Origin of the sequence: Psychrobacillus sp. FSL K6-1464, assembly GCF_038003145.1 — a bacterium.
Classification (GTDB): Bacteria; Bacillota; Bacilli; order Bacillales_A; family Planococcaceae; genus Psychrobacillus; species Psychrobacillus psychrotolerans.
The window spans coordinates 1,317,013-1,334,632 of sequence record NZ_JBBOOP010000001.1 but is presented as its reverse complement, the minus strand read 5'-3'; the positions used below and the strand labels follow the sequence as shown (position 1 = coordinate 1,334,632).

Annotated in this window: 16 protein-coding genes; all 16 read right to left on the bottom strand. The window is 36.8% G+C overall.

The annotated features are described in order from the left end of the window. Positions 1-165: 165 nt before the first annotated feature. The 16 genes from MKX39_RS06365 to MKX39_RS06290 all read right to left on the bottom strand — a co-directional run bounded on the left by MKX39_RS06365 (position 166) and on the right by MKX39_RS06290 (position 17,460). Positions 166-432, bottom strand: a complete 267-nt coding sequence (locus MKX39_RS06365) for a stage V sporulation protein S (RefSeq protein ID WP_093535025.1) — start codon at positions 430-432, stop codon at positions 166-168. 85 nt (positions 433-517) lie between these two features. Continuing rightward, a complete protein-coding gene (locus MKX39_RS06360) occupies positions 518-1,315 on the bottom strand; it encodes a TIGR00282 family metallophosphoesterase (RefSeq protein ID WP_093535717.1) in 798 nt (265 codons plus the stop codon). Positions 1,316-1,406: 91 nt separating this feature from the next. Continuing rightward, on the bottom strand, positions 1,407-2,963 hold the full coding sequence (gene rny / locus MKX39_RS06355; protein ID WP_093535027.1) for a ribonuclease Y: 1,557 nt from the start codon (positions 2,961-2,963) through the stop codon (positions 1,407-1,409). 445 nt (positions 2,964-3,408) lie between these two features. Beyond that, entirely contained in the window at positions 3,409-4,479 is a 1,071-nt protein-coding gene (gene recA / locus MKX39_RS06350; protein ID WP_281249736.1) for a recombinase RecA, read from the bottom strand. Between the two features lie 176 nt (positions 4,480-4,655). After that, the gene (locus tag MKX39_RS06345) at positions 4,656-5,912 is read right to left on the bottom strand and encodes a competence/damage-inducible protein A (RefSeq protein ID WP_340768785.1); all 1,257 of its coding nucleotides are present in this window, start codon (positions 5,910-5,912) and stop codon (positions 4,656-4,658) included. Positions 5,913-5,926: 14 nt separating this feature from the next. Further along, entirely contained in the window at positions 5,927-6,505 is a 579-nt protein-coding gene (gene pgsA, locus MKX39_RS06340) for a CDP-diacylglycerol--glycerol-3-phosphate 3-phosphatidyltransferase (RefSeq protein WP_093535721.1), read from the bottom strand. Positions 6,506-6,560: 55 nt separating this feature from the next. Further along, positions 6,561-7,424: a helix-turn-helix domain-containing protein gene (locus MKX39_RS06335; protein ID WP_340768783.1), complete on the bottom strand. Its 864-nt coding sequence runs from the start codon at positions 7,422-7,424 to the stop codon at positions 6,561-6,563. Positions 7,425-7,440: 16 nt separating this feature from the next. Then, on the bottom strand, positions 7,441-8,247 hold the full coding sequence (locus MKX39_RS06330; RefSeq protein WP_093535033.1) for a DUF3388 domain-containing protein: 807 nt from the start codon (positions 8,245-8,247) through the stop codon (positions 7,441-7,443). A 156-nt stretch (positions 8,248-8,403) separates the two neighbouring features. Next, positions 8,404-9,135 (bottom strand): elongation factor P 5-aminopentanone reductase, encoded by a 732-nt coding sequence (gene ymfI, locus MKX39_RS06325; protein WP_340768782.1) that lies wholly within the window; start codon positions 9,133-9,135, stop codon positions 8,404-8,406. Continuing rightward, positions 9,128-10,429, bottom strand: a complete 1,302-nt coding sequence (yfmH, locus tag MKX39_RS06320; protein ID WP_340761960.1) for an EF-P 5-aminopentanol modification-associated protein YfmH — start codon at positions 10,427-10,429, stop codon at positions 9,128-9,130. The genes ymfI and yfmH overlap by 8 nt, the downstream gene beginning before the upstream one ends. Next, positions 10,422-11,699, bottom strand: coding sequence for an EF-P 5-aminopentanol modification-associated protein YfmF (gene yfmF / locus MKX39_RS06315; protein ID WP_093535039.1), 1,278 nt, complete (start codon positions 11,697-11,699; stop codon positions 10,422-10,424). The genes yfmH and yfmF overlap by 8 nt, the downstream gene beginning before the upstream one ends. A gap of 208 nt (positions 11,700-11,907) precedes the next feature. Next, a complete protein-coding gene (locus MKX39_RS06310; RefSeq protein ID WP_093535041.1) occupies positions 11,908-12,867 on the bottom strand; it encodes an ABC transporter permease in 960 nt (319 codons plus the stop codon). Between the two features lies 1 nt (position 12,868). Then, a complete protein-coding gene (locus MKX39_RS06305; RefSeq protein ID WP_093535043.1) occupies positions 12,869-13,915 on the bottom strand; it encodes an ABC transporter permease in 1,047 nt (348 codons plus the stop codon). Further along, the gene (locus MKX39_RS06300; RefSeq protein ID WP_340768780.1) at positions 13,905-15,455 is read right to left on the bottom strand and encodes an ABC transporter ATP-binding protein; all 1,551 of its coding nucleotides are present in this window, start codon (positions 15,453-15,455) and stop codon (positions 13,905-13,907) included. Before MKX39_RS06300 ends, MKX39_RS06305 begins: the two co-directional genes overlap by 11 nt. Before the next feature lie 144 nt (positions 15,456-15,599). Beyond that, a complete protein-coding gene (locus tag MKX39_RS06295; protein ID WP_340768778.1) occupies positions 15,600-16,685 on the bottom strand; it encodes a BMP family lipoprotein in 1,086 nt (361 codons plus the stop codon). 46 nt (positions 16,686-16,731) lie between these two features. Continuing rightward, a complete protein-coding gene (locus tag MKX39_RS06290; protein WP_340768775.1) occupies positions 16,732-17,460 on the bottom strand; it encodes a GntR family transcriptional regulator in 729 nt (242 codons plus the stop codon). Between the last annotated feature and the right edge of the window lie 160 nt (positions 17,461-17,620).

Below are 17,620 nucleotides of genomic sequence, written 5' to 3'. Positions count from 1 at the left end.
CAGACCTTTGACGGAAGCTTATCGTCACATTTTATTCGAATAGTTTGGAGTGAAAGGCGGCGAGGAGGCTGAAGCAAATCCAGCGGAAATCATTGCGTTATTAGCAGCGCTCACAAGACCTCTTACAAAAGAGAGGTCGCTACTCTATGAGCAGCGACCTCTCGTCTATTTTGATCTTTTTTCAACAAGTAACTTTAAAGCTGTTCTATCTTCACCTGAAATGACAATATCGGTGAAGGCAGGAGAACAAGTTAAGTCTGTTCCACTTGGAGCTACAAATCCTCTGGCAATTGCTATCGCTTTGATAGCCTGGTTTAATGCTCCTGCTCCTACTGCTTGCATCTCTGCATACCCTTGTTCTCTTATTACTGCAACTAATGCCCCAGCAACTGAATTTGGGTTTGAACGGGAAGATACTTTTAAAGAATCCACTATCATTTCTCCTTTTGTCGCTATATTATGAACTTGCTTCTGGTCCATAACCTAACGTATGCGCAGGAGTAATCTTTTAGACTTTTTAACCTTTAAATGGGTAATCCTCATTTATATAAATTCTTTCCTGGTGTATCGCTTTACCAGTAGTATTGTCCACTTCTACGAAGAAACCACTGAGCACAGAACGACCTTCCTTCGGTACCTCGAATCGCGTTGGCATATTTGTTTGAAAGCGGTAAAGTACATCCTCTTTTTTCATACCCAAAACTCCATCATAAGGACCTGTCATTCCCACGTCTGTAATATATGCGGTACCTCCAGGTAAAATACGAGAATCTGCAGTTTGAACATGTGTATGTGTTCCTACAACAACAGAAGCTTTTCCATCTAAATGCCAACCAAATGCAATTTTTTCACTTGTCGCTTCGGCATGGAAGTCTACAAAGACAATGGGTGATAGCTTTTTGGCTTCTGACACCATCTCTGTTGCCATTTTAAAAGGATCATCATGTGGTGGTAGAAACGTTCTACCGTGCATATTGATCACTGATATGGTATGACCATTTTTGGAAATGGACGTCATTCCTTTACCAGGTGCGTCTTCTGAAAAATTGGCAGGTCGTATTAAGTAGTCTGTGTCATCGATAAAATCCATGATTTCTTTTTGATCCCAAGTATGGTTACCCATTGTTACCACATCTACTCCCATATGGAGCAATGACTGGAAAATACTTTTTGTAATCCCACGTCCTGCCGCTGCGTTTTCTCCATTAGCAATGACTACATCTACATCGTATTTTCTTCTCAGTCTTGGTAGATAATCCTCTAACGTGTCTCGTCCCATTGAACCAACGATGTCACCTATAAATAATATTCTCATTACTACATCAATTCCTTTCACGAAAAAAAGGCTTCATTTCGAAGCCCTTTTTGTTAATACTACCATAAAGCATTCACATCTATACTAGATGTTATTTTGCATATTCTACTGCTCTAGTTTCTCTAATAACAGTCACTTTTATATGACCTGGATAATCTAACTCTTCTTCAATTCGTTTACGGATATCTCTTGCCAAACGATGAGCAGTTAAGTCATCAATTTGATCTGGACGAACCATAATACGAATTTCTCGACCAGCTTGAATAGCGAATGATTTTTCTACACCTTCATAGGATTCAGAAATTTCCTCTAATTTCTCCAAGCGACGAATGTAGTTTTCTAATGTTTCACTTCTTGCACCAGGTCGTGCTGCAGATAATGCATCGGCAGCTGCCACTAATACAGCAATAACGGAAGTAGCTTCTGTATCCCCATGATGGGAAGCAATACTATTAATAACTACTGGATGTTCTTTGTATTTTGTTGCTAGCTCGACACCGATTTCTACGTGGCTGCCTTCCACTTCATGGTCAATTGCTTTCCCAATGTCATGTAGTAACCCTGCACGTCTTGCAAGTGTTACATCTTCACCAAGCTCTGCTGCCAACAACCCTGACAAGTAGGCAACTTCTGTGGAGTGTTTTAATACATTTTGGCCATAACTTGTACGATAACGAAGTCTACCTAGAATTTTCATAAGATCTGGATGTAAATTATGAATCCCCATATCGAAAGTAGTTTGTTCTCCAATTTCACGAATTTGTTCATCTACTTCTCTTCTAGACTTTTCTACCATTTCTTCGATTCGAGCCGGATGAATTCGTCCATCCTGTACCAGTTTTTCAAGTGCTAAACGCGCTGTTTCTCTTCGAATTGGATCAAAACCTGAAAGGATTACTGCTTCTGGTGTATCATCAATAATTAAATCGATACCAGTTAACGTTTCAAGTGTACGAATGTTTCGACCTTCACGTCCTATAATGCGACCTTTCATCTCATCATTCGGCAGATTAACTACAGAGACAGTTGTTTCAGCAACATGGTCTGCAGCAAAACGTTGTAACGCAAGGGAAAGAATCTCTCGAGACTTTTTATCGGATTCTTCTTTAGCTCTAGTTTCCGATTCCTTTGTCATCACAGCAATATCAGTAGTAAGCTCATTCTCTACTTCCTGAAGAATTATTGACTTCGCTTCTTCACGGGTTAAAGTAGAAATTCTTTCTAGTTCTGTTTGTTGCTCTTTAACTAGTTCATCCACTTTGCGTTCTTTTTGTTCGATATGCTGTTGTCTTTCAGTTAGAGCATCATCTTTACGCTCAAGACTTACTTCTCTCTTGTTTAGAGCATCATCTTTACGATCAAGGTTCTCTTCTCTTTGTACTAACCGATTTTCCTGTTTTTGCAGTTCCATACGGCGTTCACGGATGTCAGATTCTGCTTCATTTCGTAATTGGTGAGCTTCATCTTTGGCTTCTAAAAGTGCTTCTTTCTTCAACGCTTCCGCTTCTCGCTTTGCTTCATCTATGAGATTAGCTGAAGATTGTTTTGCACCAGTCACTTTTGAATCGTTCACGTTTTTTAGATAAATATAACCAACAACGGCACCGACAATCAGACCAAGCAAAGCGGAGATGATAATTTCTGTCATTCGAACACCCCCTAATGCTATACTTTTTAGTTTCAGTCGGCACGTATATACAAAACCATATACGTAATGCCTATAATCATTTAATAATAAAGAAATTATACAATTTTAATTGTATAGATGTAGAAATACTCTGTCAAGGAAGGGAGGTATAATATATATAAAGTAGGACAAAATAGATAGATGTTTGTGCAAAATTCCATTCAAATGAATTTAAACACAAGCTTTTAAAAGATCAAAACTTGTTTCTATCCTTTTAGAAGCGCTTAAATAAGCCATTTTCTATTTGATAATGTTAATAATTTTATAGCCCGGGATGAATGACAAGTCATTTGAAACGGAAATTATAACAGGATTATTATTTATCCAGAAGGAACTAGTCTACAACATACAATTTATATGTTTTCAAAAAAAGTCTCTCAAATGAATGAGAGACTTTTTGTCGTTATTACTTATCCTCTAATAATAATTCAAATTCTTCGTCTTCGTCCTCTTCAATCTCATGTGCACCAATCGTTAAAGAGCCTGCCGCCATTCCAAGAGATTCACGGATTTTACCAGTGATTTCTGCTTTAATAGAAGGATTCTCTTTTAAATATTGTTTTGCATTTTCTCTACCTTGTCCTATACGTTCCTCATTGTACGCATACCAAGAACCACTTTTTTGAATAATGTCATATTCAGAACCAATATCAACTACTTCTCCTTCTTGAGAAATTCCTTCACCATACATAATATCTACTTCCGCAGTTCTAAATGGTGGAGCAACTTTGTTCTTCACTACTTTAATTTTTGTTTTATTACCCATAATCTCTGTACCTTGCTTAATTGCTTCTGCACGTCTTACTTCTAAACGGACAGAACTATAGAATTTAAGCGCACGACCACCTGGTGTAGTTTCCGGATTTCCGAACATTACTCCAATTTTTTCACGAACTTGGTTGATGAAAATAGCGATTGTGTTCGATTTATTAATAACACCAGAAAGTTTACGTAATGCTTGAGACATTAGTCGAGCTTGAAGACCCATATGAGAATCTCCCATCTCTCCTTCAATTTCAGCTTTAGGTACTAAAGCTGCTACAGAGTCAATTACTAGTATTTCAATTGCACCACTACGTACTAGTGCTTCTGCAATTTCAAGTGCTTGCTCTCCTGTATCCGGTTGAGATAAAAGTAATTCATCAATATTTACACCTAGTTTTTGTGCGTAAACTGGATCTAATGCATGCTCAGCATCGATGAATGCAGCTGTCCCACCAGTTTTTTGTATTTCTGCAATTGCGTGGAGAGCAACAGTTGTTTTACCTGAACTTTCTGGACCATATATTTCAATAATACGTCCTCTTGGATATCCGCCTATTCCTAATGCAGCATCTAATGCTAGAGAGCCACTTGAAGAAGTAGAAATTTCAAGATTTGTTTTTTCTCCTAATCTCATAACAGAACCTTTACCGAATTGTTTCTCTATTTGTTTTAACGCCATATCTAATGCTGCTTTACGATCATTATTAGCCAATTAATTTCCTCCTAAAAGAAATGATGATGTTTTTTATTTCTATCCTTACTATACTCGGTCTTTGAGAAATTTACAAGAAAAAAGCGAACGTTCATTCGTTTATTTTTTACGTCTATTTAATTTTGAGTGTGAAAAACGGCTCAAAATTGGATTTTGGGCCGTTTTATTGATCTAAATTAAATTTTCGATAATGTTTGCTCACGCAGTAATCGTATTAAGTAATAGATTGTAAACTTTACTGTTCTAATTCTGTTCGTGTTTCGTAAACCTGAAAGGTTGAGTTTATATGTTACTGGCTTCAAATCACCTAATGCAATTCCAATCCAAATCGTGCCAGCAGGTTGCCCTCCGTGACCATCAGGACCTGCAGCTCCAGTAATACCTACACCTATATCGGTTTGAAATTTTTCTTTTACTTTAAGTGCCATTTGCTCGGCGCATTCACTTGAAACAACGCTATACTTCTCAATAATTGCAGCATCTACACCTAGTTGCTTAATCTTCACGTCTTCTGTATAAGTGATCATACCACCAACCAATGCTTCTCCCATTCCCGGCACTGCAGCAAGTTCTGATTGAAAAAGTCCTGCCGTCATGCTTTCAGCTGCTGAAATAGTCAAGTCATTTTCAATTAGTATTTCTCTAAGTTTCGAAGGTAAAGAGTCATTATTATACCCGTAAACGAATTTACCAACTCTGTTTAAAATTTCAGCTTGTAATTCTTCAATCTTTTTCCAAGCCTCATCCTCTGAATTACTCTTTGCTGTTAATCGGAGTGTAACCTCTCCATCTGATGCAAGGGATGCTAGCGTAGGATTCGTTTGGTTATCTAGGAGATCTTGGACTTCTGTTTCTAGCTCGGCCTCCCCTATTCCATAGAAACGGATAACATGGGACATAATAACATTTTCATCTAAAAGGAGCTTCGGTAACAATGGCTTCGCTTCAAATTGGAACATTGGCTCCATCTCTTTTGGCGGTCCAGGAAGAAGCATATATGAATGACTTTCGGTAGTTAGTAACATACCGGGTGCCATACCATGTTTGTTTTCTAGTACGGTGCTTCCTTCTAACACAAGTGCTTGTTTTTTGTTGTTATCTGTCATTTTGCGACCCATACGTTTAAAGAAATCCTCAATATAGATGATTGCATGATTATCTAGCACTAAGCTCAATCCTAAATGCTTGGCAATAGTTTCTTTTGTTAAATCATCTTTTGTTGGACCTAACCCACCTGTGAATATGATTAAATCCGCACGTTTTTCTGCTATTTTAATCGATTCTACCAACCTATCCGCATTATCTCCTACAACCGTATGATAATATACGTCCAACCCAATCTCTGCTAGCTGAGTAGATATAAAGCGGGCATTTGTATTAGAAATCTGACCTAGTAATAATTCAGAACCTACTGCAATAATTTCTGCTTTCATAAAGAACTTCCTTCCTACTTAGAATCTAGTAACACTTTGCGATTCAAATAAAAGTAATCCCACCCAGACCATACAGTGAAGAATAAACAAACGTAAAGCATGATCATATCAAAAGGAATATGGAACATTTCAAAGAATATATTACCCAATAATAGGGAAGAAATCGCAACGATTTGAGTCCACATTTTTATTTTGCCTAGTTGATTGGCTGCGACTACCTCGCCTTCATTCGCTAATATTAATCGAAGGCCAGTTACTGCAAATTCACGGCTAATAATTAATATAACTACCCATGACGGTGCCATTCCAAACTCAACTAAAATGATTAGAGCTGCAGAAACTAATAATTTATCTGCGAGAGGATCAAGAAATTTCCCCATATTAGTAACCAAGTTATACTTTCTCGCATAGTATCCATCTATAAAATCAGTAATCGAAGCAATTATAAAGATAATTGCACCTACTAGATGTCCAACTGGAATTGTTGCTCCCAGTAGTGTAATATCTCCCCAATTGAAGTCTATAAGCATAAAAAACATAAAAATTGGGATTAAAAATATACGGAACAAAGAGATTTGGTTTGGTATATTCATTTTCATAAAAAATAACTCCTTTCAATATCAAATAAAATAGCCATCATAAAGATGACTATTTGTTGAACTGTATTACTGCATTTTGAGTAATTTCTGCACTTTTAAACTCTACAACTTCATCATTTATTGTAACAATATTTCCAGGAGCGTGTCCAAGACGTATACGTATTTTCGATAATGCACTTGCATCAAATTCGTACGTTTCTCCAGCCTTTACAGATTGATCTGCAATAATTTTGTCGTTTTCATCCCTAATATTCAACCATGTAGTATTTACTGCGACCAATTTTACTAAATAGGTTTCCGCACCGGTTAAATTATAATTTGAAGTTACCCCTTGTAAATCGACGAAACTTAGCTGTTGTGTAGGTTTTGGTTCTACTTCTTCTTCTACCTCTTCAACTGTTTCTTCTTCCTTAGGCTCTTCCTTATCAGCAGGTTGTATATTTTCATTGTCCTCAAATGTTGGCTTGTTCTCTTGTGTTAGCTCATCACTTGTTACAGTATCTTCCGGCTCATCGGCCCTGTTTTGGAATAAAAACCACGACATTATGATAATTGCGATAACAAAGACTACTACCATAATCATTGGGAAAATCTCCATGATCTTACTAGATGATCGGCCTCCTAATGCTCTTCTAGAAGGAGTTGTAGGAATACTCTTAGTTACATCCTCGTTGGATGGCGAAGGGATCTCCGATTTATACGTTTCTAATAATTCGTCTCCATTTAATCCAACTGCCTCTGCATATTGTTTAATAAATGCACGAACATAAAATGCACCTGGCATACTTGCATAATTTCCTTCTTCAATACCTGCCAAGTACCGTTTTTGAATTTTTGTTATTTCTTGCAAATCCTCAATACTATAACCTTTTGCTGTTCTCGCTTCTTTTAAGCGAGCCCCAAGTTCAGTCAACTAAAACACCTGCCCGTTAAAAATTGAATCCACCAAATCCGCCAAAGCCAGTCATTCCTTTGTCAGACATTCCGTGGTTTTTTTCCATCATTTCATATGTGATTTGTTCGTCAGGAGTGTGACGAAGCTCGATAATATAATCAAAATCATCAATAGAATACTCCGAATGTTGGATGAACATATCCGGATGTTCAACAACTTTGATTGTTGGCATCCGCATCATTTCCCTGACTAATTGGAGATGCTTTTCATCGTTTGATTTTCTCGTTACAATTCCATCTAATATAAAAATATTACGATCGCTAAACTCATCCCCTGCCAATTGGTTTCTAATCGTTTGCTTAATCATTGTAGAAGACAAGAATATCCACTTTTTATTTGCACATACACTTGCTGCGACGACCGATTCCGTTTTCCCTACTCTCGGCATACCTCTAATCCCAATTAGTTTATGCCCTTCTTGCTTAAAGATTTCAGCCATGAAATCTACTAAGAGCCCTAGTTCATTACGCACAAATCTAAAGGTTTTTTTATCGTCTGCGTCACGCTGAATATACCGGCCATGACGAACCGCAAGTCGATCTCTGAGTTTGGGTTCCCTGAATTTAGTCAACTGAATCGTTTCCATAGTAGAAATAATATGTTCAAAACGTTCAATATTTTCTTTTTTCTCTGCTTTTATAAGCATACCCCGTCTGCCTTCATCTACACCATTGATCGTTACAATATTAACTCGAAGCATACCAAGTAAAGAAGAAATGTCACCTAAAAGTCCCGGACGATTAACTTGAATTTCATATTCAAAAAACCATTCACTAGCCATGTTATATCTTTCCCTTCTCTGTAGATGACGTTTCACTTCATGATTAGTTCTATCATATATGATTTTGTAGTCGAATAAAAGAAAAAAAGAAAAGAGACTGTAATACTCTCCTTTCTTTTACCCTTGTGCTCACTATAAAAAACAGTAAGGAGGATATTAAATATACCATCCTCCATTTACTCGAATAACTTGACCGGTTATATAACTTGCCTTTTCGCTCGTTAAAAATGCGACAGCATTCGCTATATCTTGTGGAGATCCCAAAATACCGGCAGGGATTTCTTCCAAAATCAGCTGACGAGCTTCTTCTTCAATATGGGTATTCATCTTTGTATCGATAAAACCTGGAGAAACTGCATTTACCCTTGTCCTCTGTAAGGCAACCTCTTTAGCATAAGCCTTTACAAGAGCATGCTGAGCGCCTTTAGCAGCAGAGTAAGCCACTTCATAAGATGCACCCGTATCTCCCCATATACTACCTACAAAGACGACTGAGCTACTAGACTGTTGTCGAAGCTTGCTATTTAGTTTTCCTAATAAGGCCATAGGATGTTCTACATGCACTTGAAACAACAAACGAATCTCATCTATAGTAGTATCCTCTAATCCTTTGTAAAGGCTATGCCCTTGGGCAAATACAATTGCATTAAGGGCGAAGATGCTATCTACAATTTTTTCAATACAATCTGCCTTACTCATATCAGCATGCACAACCATAAACTCTTGTTCAGAATAGGACTCATTTAGTTCTGTTAACAGCTTTTCAATACGCTCATTATTATTAGCATAGTGAAGGTACAAGGACCAACCAGCTTCTGCAAGATTACGACAAATTGCGGAACCAATTTCACCAGATGCACCTAGCACTAATGCAAACTTTTTAGTCATTTTGTTTCTCAAAAGGTAATATGGTAAACACAGTATGAGCATCTTCGTCTGCTAACGATAGAAATGCAGATTTCACTTGGTCCATTGTAAGTTTTTCTAGAGCTGGTACTACATCAAACAAATTCATGTCATTAAATGAATAACGAGTAAATTGATTGGCAATATATTCTATCGAATTCAGCGCACGTAAGAAAAAGCCTATTTTTTTACGGACAATACGTTGTAAGTCCTGTTCTTCTACGTTCCAATTGGAAGCAAAGTGCTTAATCGTTTCTTTTATTTTGTCGTTTAGTTCAGTTGGATTAACAGTATCTGAACCAATCATTGTAAATCCATATCCTTGCTCCATAGAGAAATCAGCAGAGTAAGATTCATCAATCCAACCATTTTCGTATATTTCTTGATAAAATGCAGAACTTCTGCCAAATATCATTTCAATCGCAACTTGCATTGCCAACTCGTAATTTAACATTTCATCACCGGAAATATCCGTATTACTAGCTTTAATACCGAATAAAACTTTAGGCTTTTGAACATCCATCTGAAGAGTACGCTCTTTTATATCCACTGCTTTTTGTTCTTCAGGATAGAAACGTTTAATTTCTTGTGGCTCCTCAAATTTCTTCGCTGCTTGATCTGCTTTGATGAAATCCATCATTTCTTCTGGATTAACAGCTCCCACTACGAAAAGCACCATATTTGATGGATGATAGAAAGTGTTGTAACACTCGTAAAGATGTTCTGCAGTAATATGACTAATCGTGTCAATTGTACCAGCAATATCAATCTTTACTGGATGCTCTTTATACATATTTTCGATTGTTCCAAAGTATAAACGCCAATCTGGTTGATCATCATACATAGTAATTTCTTGACCAATTATTCCTTTTTCCTTTTCTACTGTCTGTTCTGTAAAATAAGGCTGTTGCACGAAATCCAATAAAGTTTTCGTATTATCTAAAACATGGTCGGTCGAGGAAAACAAGTACGCTGTTCTCGTAAAAGAAGTAAATGCATTCGCAGATGCCCCTTTTTCGCTGAACTTTTGGAATACATCTCCTTCTTCTTTTTCGAACATTTTATGTTCTAGAAAATGGGCAATTCCATCAGGAACAACAACAGGCTCCTCTTTACCTAGAGGTATAAATTCACGGTCAATCGAGCCATATTTTGTGGTAAAAGTGACAAATGTCTTAGAGAAATCTTTTTTAGGAAGAATATAGACATCTAATCCATTTGGAAGTGTTTCTTTATATAATGTTTCATCTAATTGTTGAAAATACTCTTTATTCATTTGTTGCACCTTCCTTACCTGAAAGGAAATAAACAAATTCCTTTTCAATTGTTAAAGCCATTTGTTGTATTTCTTCTTTTGTAACATGCATCCATTTTTCTACCCAATCTTCAACAGTGAAAGAGGTATTTAGCTCTTTATATTGATCATAAATTTCAATTTGAGCACGTGCTGAATCCAAAGCTTCTTTCAACTGATTGGTAAGCATGGATTTCGTTTGATTTAATTCTAAGTCAGAGATTTCACCGTTTTGCAATGCTTTTAGTTGTTCATCGATTAATGCAACTGCTTTTTCTTGTAAATTAGAATCTATTCCTGCTAGCACAAAGATTAAACCATAGAGCGAAGAATAACTGCTCGATGCATAATAGGCCATACTTTCCTTTTCACGTACGTTCATAAAAATCTTCGAATGTGAAAATCCACCTAAAATACCATTCGTCAGCTGCATAACCGGAAATTCTTCCGAGAAGAATGTGATAGGTGTTTGATAAGCAATATGGAGCTTACCTTGTTTCATATCTTGAATTTCATGAAGAAATTCCTTGTTATTACTTTCTTTTGGTATATCTACTGCTTTTACAATCTTCTCTGTACGATCAGCAAAAGAAAAATGACTTTGCATTTTATCTTTTATTTCCTGTACGTTAACATCCCCTACTATATAGATGGATAAATCATCTTTTGTTAGTAAATCATGATGCATATCAATCAGTTGATCGTTTGTAATTGCTTTGACAGCTTCTACTGTCCCATTAGACGTTATGGAAGCAGGACTATTAGGGCGAATATTCTCTAACAAGCGCTGTTGAGCGTATCTTGTTTTGTCATCATACATAGATTGAATACGTTCAATAACCTGTTCTTTTTCTCGTTTAACAATCGACTCATCAAATTTCCCATTCACCAAATTTGGCTTGAAAATAACCGTATGTAATAAAGAAAAGACTTCATCGACAATTTTTTCATTGGATAAGTATGCGTCATTTACAGTTTCTGCGTTCAATGAAAAAATATGGTGGCTCCCTTTTTTCGTCGTATCAAAGTATAAGACGGCACCGTACAAATCATCTAAACGTTTTCTAAAAGCTACATTTGTAGGGTATACTTCATTGCTAAATTGTAAGATATTCGCTAATACTGCACGCACAGCCGCTTTTTCTACTGTTAATGGTTGTTTCCATTTGAACGATATATTGATCGTTTTAAATTGTTCTGTTGGTCTCACAAAAAGCTTTACGCCACTTGCAAGTTCAAATTGTTGAAACATAAGTGATCCCCCTTTTTCTTTCTAGTGTATCTCAGATAGTGATTCACTATACATCCTCTAATTATATCAGTACAAACAAAAAGGGACCAATTAATTGGCCCCTCTTCCATTTTTTCCATTAAATTTTAATGATTGAATACTTGACTGTCGATTTATGTTCCAATCAAATTATAAAAAATTTAGAGTATCTTCACTACAAAACTATCAATTAACGTTTTCCTTTGATATAAGGAATCCCACTTGCTCTTGGTGCGTATGCTCTTCCAATAAATCCAGCAACCGCCAAAATAGTTAAAGCATAAGGCAAGATGTGTAAGAAGTATGTTGGCACTTCTTTCACATATGGTATTTGTCCACCAATTATACTTAATGCCTGAGCGAATCCAAAGAACAATGCCGCTCCAAGCGCTCCTAGTGGATGCCATTTACCAAATATCATGGCAGCCAGTGCCATGAACCCTTGACCATTTATAGTAGTATGACTGAATTCACCAGAAATCGATTGAGAATATACTGCTCCACCTAAACCTGCAAGCGCACCTGATAGTATAACTGCAATATAACGCATTTTTGTTACATTTACACCCATTGTATCTGCTGCCATTGGATGTTCCCCAACTGCACGGAGACGTAATCCAAATGGAGTTTTATAAATAACAAACCAAGCCATCACAGCGATACCAATCGCTAAAATAGAGGTACCATATACATCTTTAAATAACATAGGTCCAATTACTGGTAGATCACTCAAGAATGGAATATCGAATCGGATAAATCGTTCTTGAATATAATCTGTTTGCCCTTTACCATAGATCATTTTCACCGAGAAAAGAGCAATTGCAACACCTAGCATATTGATCGCAACCCCGGATATTGTTTGATCCGCGCGGAAAGAAATCGATGCTACAGCATGCATAACAGAGAATAACCCGGATACAAGCATTGCTGCGATTAACGAAACCCATGGAGTCATTGCGCCAAATGTATCCACGAACATTAAGTTAAATAGAATACCGATGAATGCTCCCATAACCATTAAACCTTCTAGTCCGATGTTAATAACACCAGAACGTTCAGAGAAGACTCCTCCTATTGCTACGAAGATTAACGGAGCTGCATAGAAAATAGCTGCTGGAATAATAAAATATAAAACATCTAAGAAGCTCATATTACTTCGCCTCCTTTTTCTTGTTCGCTTTTTCTAGGAAATAGCGAATAACGTATCCACACGCTACGAAGAATATGATAATAGCTATTACAATAGAAACGATTTCTACTGGAATACCAGCTTCGTTTGGCATATTGAGAGCTCCGTATTTTAATGATCCAAATAACACCGCACCGAAAATTACTCCTAGTGGTGTATTGGCACCTAATAAAGCTACTGCTATTCCATCAAATCCAATTCCAGTAAATCCACCCTTAACATTTGCATATTGGAACGTACCTAATGCTTCCATAGCACCAGCTAATCCAGCAAATGCTCCAGCAATAACCATCGAAAGAATGATATTTTTGTTTACATTCATCCCTGCATACTCAGATGCATGTTTGTTAAATCCAACCGATTTTAACTCATAACCAGTTGTTGTTTTTTCTAATATAAACCACATTAGCAGTACCATAGCAAGAGCTATGAAAATACCATAATGCAAACGAGAGTAATCTGTAATACTTTCGAAAAATGCAGATTTCAATGAAGCCGAAGCATTAATCGTTCCTGTATTGTCTCCACCATCCGACACCACTTTAATTAAAGCGTTTGTTGTATGTAAGGCAATATAGTTCATCATAATTGTAACAATTACTTCATGTACCTGTAGTTTCGCTTTTAATAAACCTGGGATAAAAGCCCAGGCCGCTCCAGCTAATGCTGCTGCGATAATAGCGAATGGTAGATGGATATACATCGGTAGATCAAATGCAATCCCTACATAAGAAGCGGCAAACCATCCAACTAATAATTGCCCTTCCACCCCGATATTAAATAGTCCCGTACGGAAAGCAAATGCCACGGATAAACCAGCAAGTAAATATGGAGTGATTTGACGAATTGTCTCTCCAATTGCATAAGCATCTCCAAAAATACCATTCCATAGTGCCGTGTAACCTAGTATAGGATCATACCCACTTACCAGCATGACAATGGCACCTACAAGCAATCCTAAAATAACAGAAATTACAGGGACAAGTATATTGACTACTCTATTCGACATGAGTTGTATCCCCCTGTTTAGCTATGTTTGAATTCTTCTTTTGACCCGCCATCAATAAACCAAGTTCTTGTTCTGAGGTTTCTTTTGGCAATAATGTATCTACAATTTGTCCATCATAAATAACTGCAATACGATCGGATACATTCATAACTTCATCTAATTCGAATGAGAGTAGAAGTACCGCTTTTCCGTTGTCTCGTTGTTCAATAAGACGTTGGTGTATAAATTCAATAGCTCCTACATCAAGGCCTCGTGTCGGTAAAGCTGCGATTAACAAATCTGGATCACGTAAAACCTCTCGTCCAATAATTGCTTTTTGCTGATTTCCTCCAGACAGTGCACGAGCAGGTGTATGCTCTCCTTGTGTCCGCACATCAAAATCATTTATAACTTTTTGCGCCAACTCAGAAACTTTTTTATAATTCATAATTCCACTTTTTGAAATAGGTTTTTGATAGTAAGTTTGTAATGCAATATTATGTCCAATTGAAAAGTCTAAAACTAAACCATGCTTATGACGATCTTGTGGAATATGCCCTACACCAGCCTCCGTAATTTTACGTGGCTTTTTGTTCGTAATATCTTTCCCGTTTATCGAAACAGAACCGGCTTTTGCTTTGCGAAGACCAGTGATTGCTTCGATTAACTCACTTTGACCATTCCCATCAATACCAGCAATCCCTAGAATTTCTCCTTTGCGGACTGTTAGGTTTAGGCCTTTTACTTTATCAATACCACGATAATCTGCGACTACTAGGTCTTTAACAACAAGTGTATCGTCTGTTGGATTAGCTTCACTTTTAACAGTTTTGAATTCTACTTGTCTACCAACCATTAATGATGCTAATTCATTGGGATTTGTTTCTGCAGTTATAACAGTACCAATTCCTTCACCTTTACGAATAACTGTTACTCGATCAGATACATCCATAATCTCTTTTAACTTATGTGTTATTAATATAATCGATTTACCTTCTTGTATTAAGCGTTTCATAATTTGTATAAGTTCATTTATTTCTTGAGGAGTTAGTGAAGCAGTCGGCTCATCAAAAATAAGAATATCCGCACCACGATAAAGCGTTTTCAAAATTTCAACTCGTTGCTGCATCCCAACCGAAATATCTTCAATCTTCGCATTAGGATCTACATCTAATCCATACATTTCAGACAATTTTTGAATTTTCTTAGCTGCATCTTTTATATTCACAATACCAGCTTTAGTTAATTCATTACCTAATATTATATTTTCTGTTACTGTAAAGTTTTCAACGAGCATGAAATGCTGATGTACCATTCCTATACCTAAATCGTTGGCAACATTTGGATCTGTAACTTTAACTGTCTTTCCTTTTACTTTTATCTCGCCGGCCTCTGGTTGATATAATCCGAACAAAATGTTCATAAGCGTGGATTTACCAGCACCATTTTCTCCTAAAAGAGCATGTATTTCTCCCTTTTTTAACTGAAGGGTAATGTTATCATTTGCAACAAACGATCCAAACTCTTTCCTTATGCCAAGCATCTCTATTACATAATCCAATGAACTCACTCCCCACTATCATACTAGTACTAAATTAATACACGAAAGACTCTAGACTTTTGAATAGTTAAAATCTTTCGTCTACTAATTTAAAATATCATAAAGACCGAGAGAGATCGGTCTTTATGATGTTCGTTAATATTATTATTCTACTGTTTCAGGAACTACTATTTCCCCATCAGCAATTTTCTTAGAGAACTCAGCAATTTGGTCAAGAACATCTTGTGGAATAGCTCCACGAGAATCCGCAAGACCAACACCTTCTTCAGCTAAACCATAAGTTACAGTTGTTCCACCAGGGAAGTTACCAGCCATTGCTTCTTTTGCAATGTTTTGAACAGCGATGTCTACACGTTTTTGCATAGATGTAAGAGTGACATTAGTATCACCAACTGCACCTTCTTCGTATTGGTCAGAGTCAACTCCGATTACCCATACGTTTGCATTAGCATCTTTTGTTTTACGTTCTTTTGCTTCTGCAAATACACCATTACCAGTACCACCAGCAGAGTGGAAAATAATATCAACTCCTGAAGAGTACATACGGTTTGCAGTTGTTTTACCAAGTGCAGCATCGTCAAATTTCCCAGTGTATTGTACATCTACTTTAATAGATGGATCAACAGCTTTAACACCTTCTAAGAATCCAGCTTCAAAACGCTCGATAACTGGAATTTCCATCCCACCTACGAAACCGATTTGTTTTGATTCAGTCATTAAAGCAGCAGCAACACCTGCAAGAAATGATCCTTCTTGCTCTTTGAACATTACAGAAGCTACGTTAGGAGCATCGACAACTGCATCGATGATTGCAAGTTGAGCGTCTGTTTGTTGTGTAGCAATTGTTTTAATTGGTTCTTCCATTAGGAAACCAATACCATAAACTACATTAAAATCGCGACGTACTAAGTTATTGATGTTTGTAATATAATCTGCATCAGAATTAGATTGTAGGTAATCATATCCACCATCGCCTTTTTCAAGACCATTTTCTTTGCCGAAAGCTTCAATACCTTCCCAAGCTAGTTGGTTGAATGATTTGTCATCTACTCCACCAACGTCAGTTACCATTGCTATAGAAAAATCTACTGCTTCAGTTGTACCTTCAGAACCTGTTCCTTCTGAATCTTTTGGTGTAGTTGTTTCTTCATCTTTAGACCCACATGCTCCTAGGATAGTTCCAGCAGCAAGTACTAGTGATAGACCTAATCCAAATTTACGTTTTGTCAATTTGAAAACCCCCATTTATTTTCTTATTAGCAGGAATTGTTGCATTTTACACCCTTTTCCGAACAACGTGAAAGCTAAATTTATCCGCTCGAAAATAATTCTTCGAGTACAAAACCACACGATCGTTTTCATCGTAATGGAGTTGTTTTAAAACAAGCAAGGAAGTTTCTGGCTCACAGTTCAAAGTAGGAGATGCGATCTCGTGGTAACCCACAGGATCAATGTAAGTCACCGCATATGAAATATGTATTTCTCCAGACTCTTCTAATGCAGTAAAAATAGAGCCTTCTTCTCTAATGAGAAAATCATTAGGTAAATAATTTTTCGGAACCTTATCGACACAATACACAACCGGTTCGTCATTTGCAGTACGGACACGTTCCATTGTAACAATCGATTGCTCATCTCCACACTGGAATCTTAAAATATCATCCTCAGATGGAATCGCTTGCATAGAACTCAAGTAAACTGTACCTGGTTCCATTCCAGCCTTACGAATCATAGATGAGACGCTAGAAAGCTGTTCGATACCAGACGTGAAAATGGGCTTAGAATTTACAAACGTGCCCACTCCATGTCTTCTGACTATTACATTTTCTTCTTCCAATAAGCGAAGAGCTTCTCTTAAAGTTGCGCGACTTACTCCTAATGACTTGGCCAATTCAAATTCTGAAGGAAGCTTTTCCTTTTCTTTGAATAAGCCCTTATCGATGTCTTGTTTAAGACGATCAATCACTTGTAAATATAAATGCCGATGGTCTACTTTTATTGTCATCTAAAACACCACCATTTTGAAGAGATCAGACCTCTGATGTAAAACTTTCCTACTAATCAGTCATACTATAACATTTTTAATACATGAAATAAATACTTTTATTTATATTATTTTAAAAGTTGATACAAAAAGTATGTGAATTTGTAATTATTTTGTCATA

Excerpts from the sequence above, each read along its gene's own strand:
- MKX39_RS06360 (WP_093535717.1), bottom strand. The coding sequence starts at position 1,315 with ATGAGAATATTATTTATAGGTGACATCGTTGGTTCAATGGGACGAGAC.
- rny (WP_093535027.1), bottom strand. The coding sequence starts at position 2,963 with ATGACAGAAATTATCATCTCCGCTTTGCTTGGTCTGATTGTCGGTGCC.
- MKX39_RS06345 (WP_340768785.1), bottom strand. The coding sequence starts at position 5,912 with ATGAAAGCAGAAATTATTGCAGTAGGTTCTGAATTATTACTAGGTCAG.
- pgsA (WP_093535721.1), bottom strand. The coding sequence starts at position 6,505 with ATGAATATACCAAACCAAATCTCTTTGTTCCGTATATTTTTAATCCCA.
- MKX39_RS06330 (WP_093535033.1), bottom strand. The coding sequence starts at position 8,247 with ATGGCTAGTGAATGGTTTTTTGAATATGAAATTCAAGTTAATCGTCCG.
- ymfI (WP_340768782.1), bottom strand. The coding sequence starts at position 9,135 with ATGACTAAAAAGTTTGCATTAGTGCTAGGTGCATCTGGTGAAATTGGT.
- yfmH (WP_340761960.1), bottom strand. The coding sequence starts at position 10,429 with ATGAATAAAGAGTATTTTCAACAATTAGATGAAACATTATATAAAGAA.
- yfmF (WP_093535039.1), bottom strand. The coding sequence starts at position 11,699 with ATGTTTCAACAATTTGAACTTGCAAGTGGCGTAAAGCTTTTTGTGAGA.
- MKX39_RS06310 (WP_093535041.1), bottom strand. The coding sequence starts at position 12,867 with ATGAGCTTCTTAGATGTTTTATATTTTATTATTCCAGCAGCTATTTTC.
- MKX39_RS06305 (WP_093535043.1), bottom strand. The coding sequence starts at position 13,915 with ATGTCGAATAGAGTAGTCAATATACTTGTCCCTGTAATTTCTGTTATT.
- MKX39_RS06290 (WP_340768775.1), bottom strand. The coding sequence starts at position 17,460 with ATGACAATAAAAGTAGACCATCGGCATTTATATTTACAAGTGATTGAT.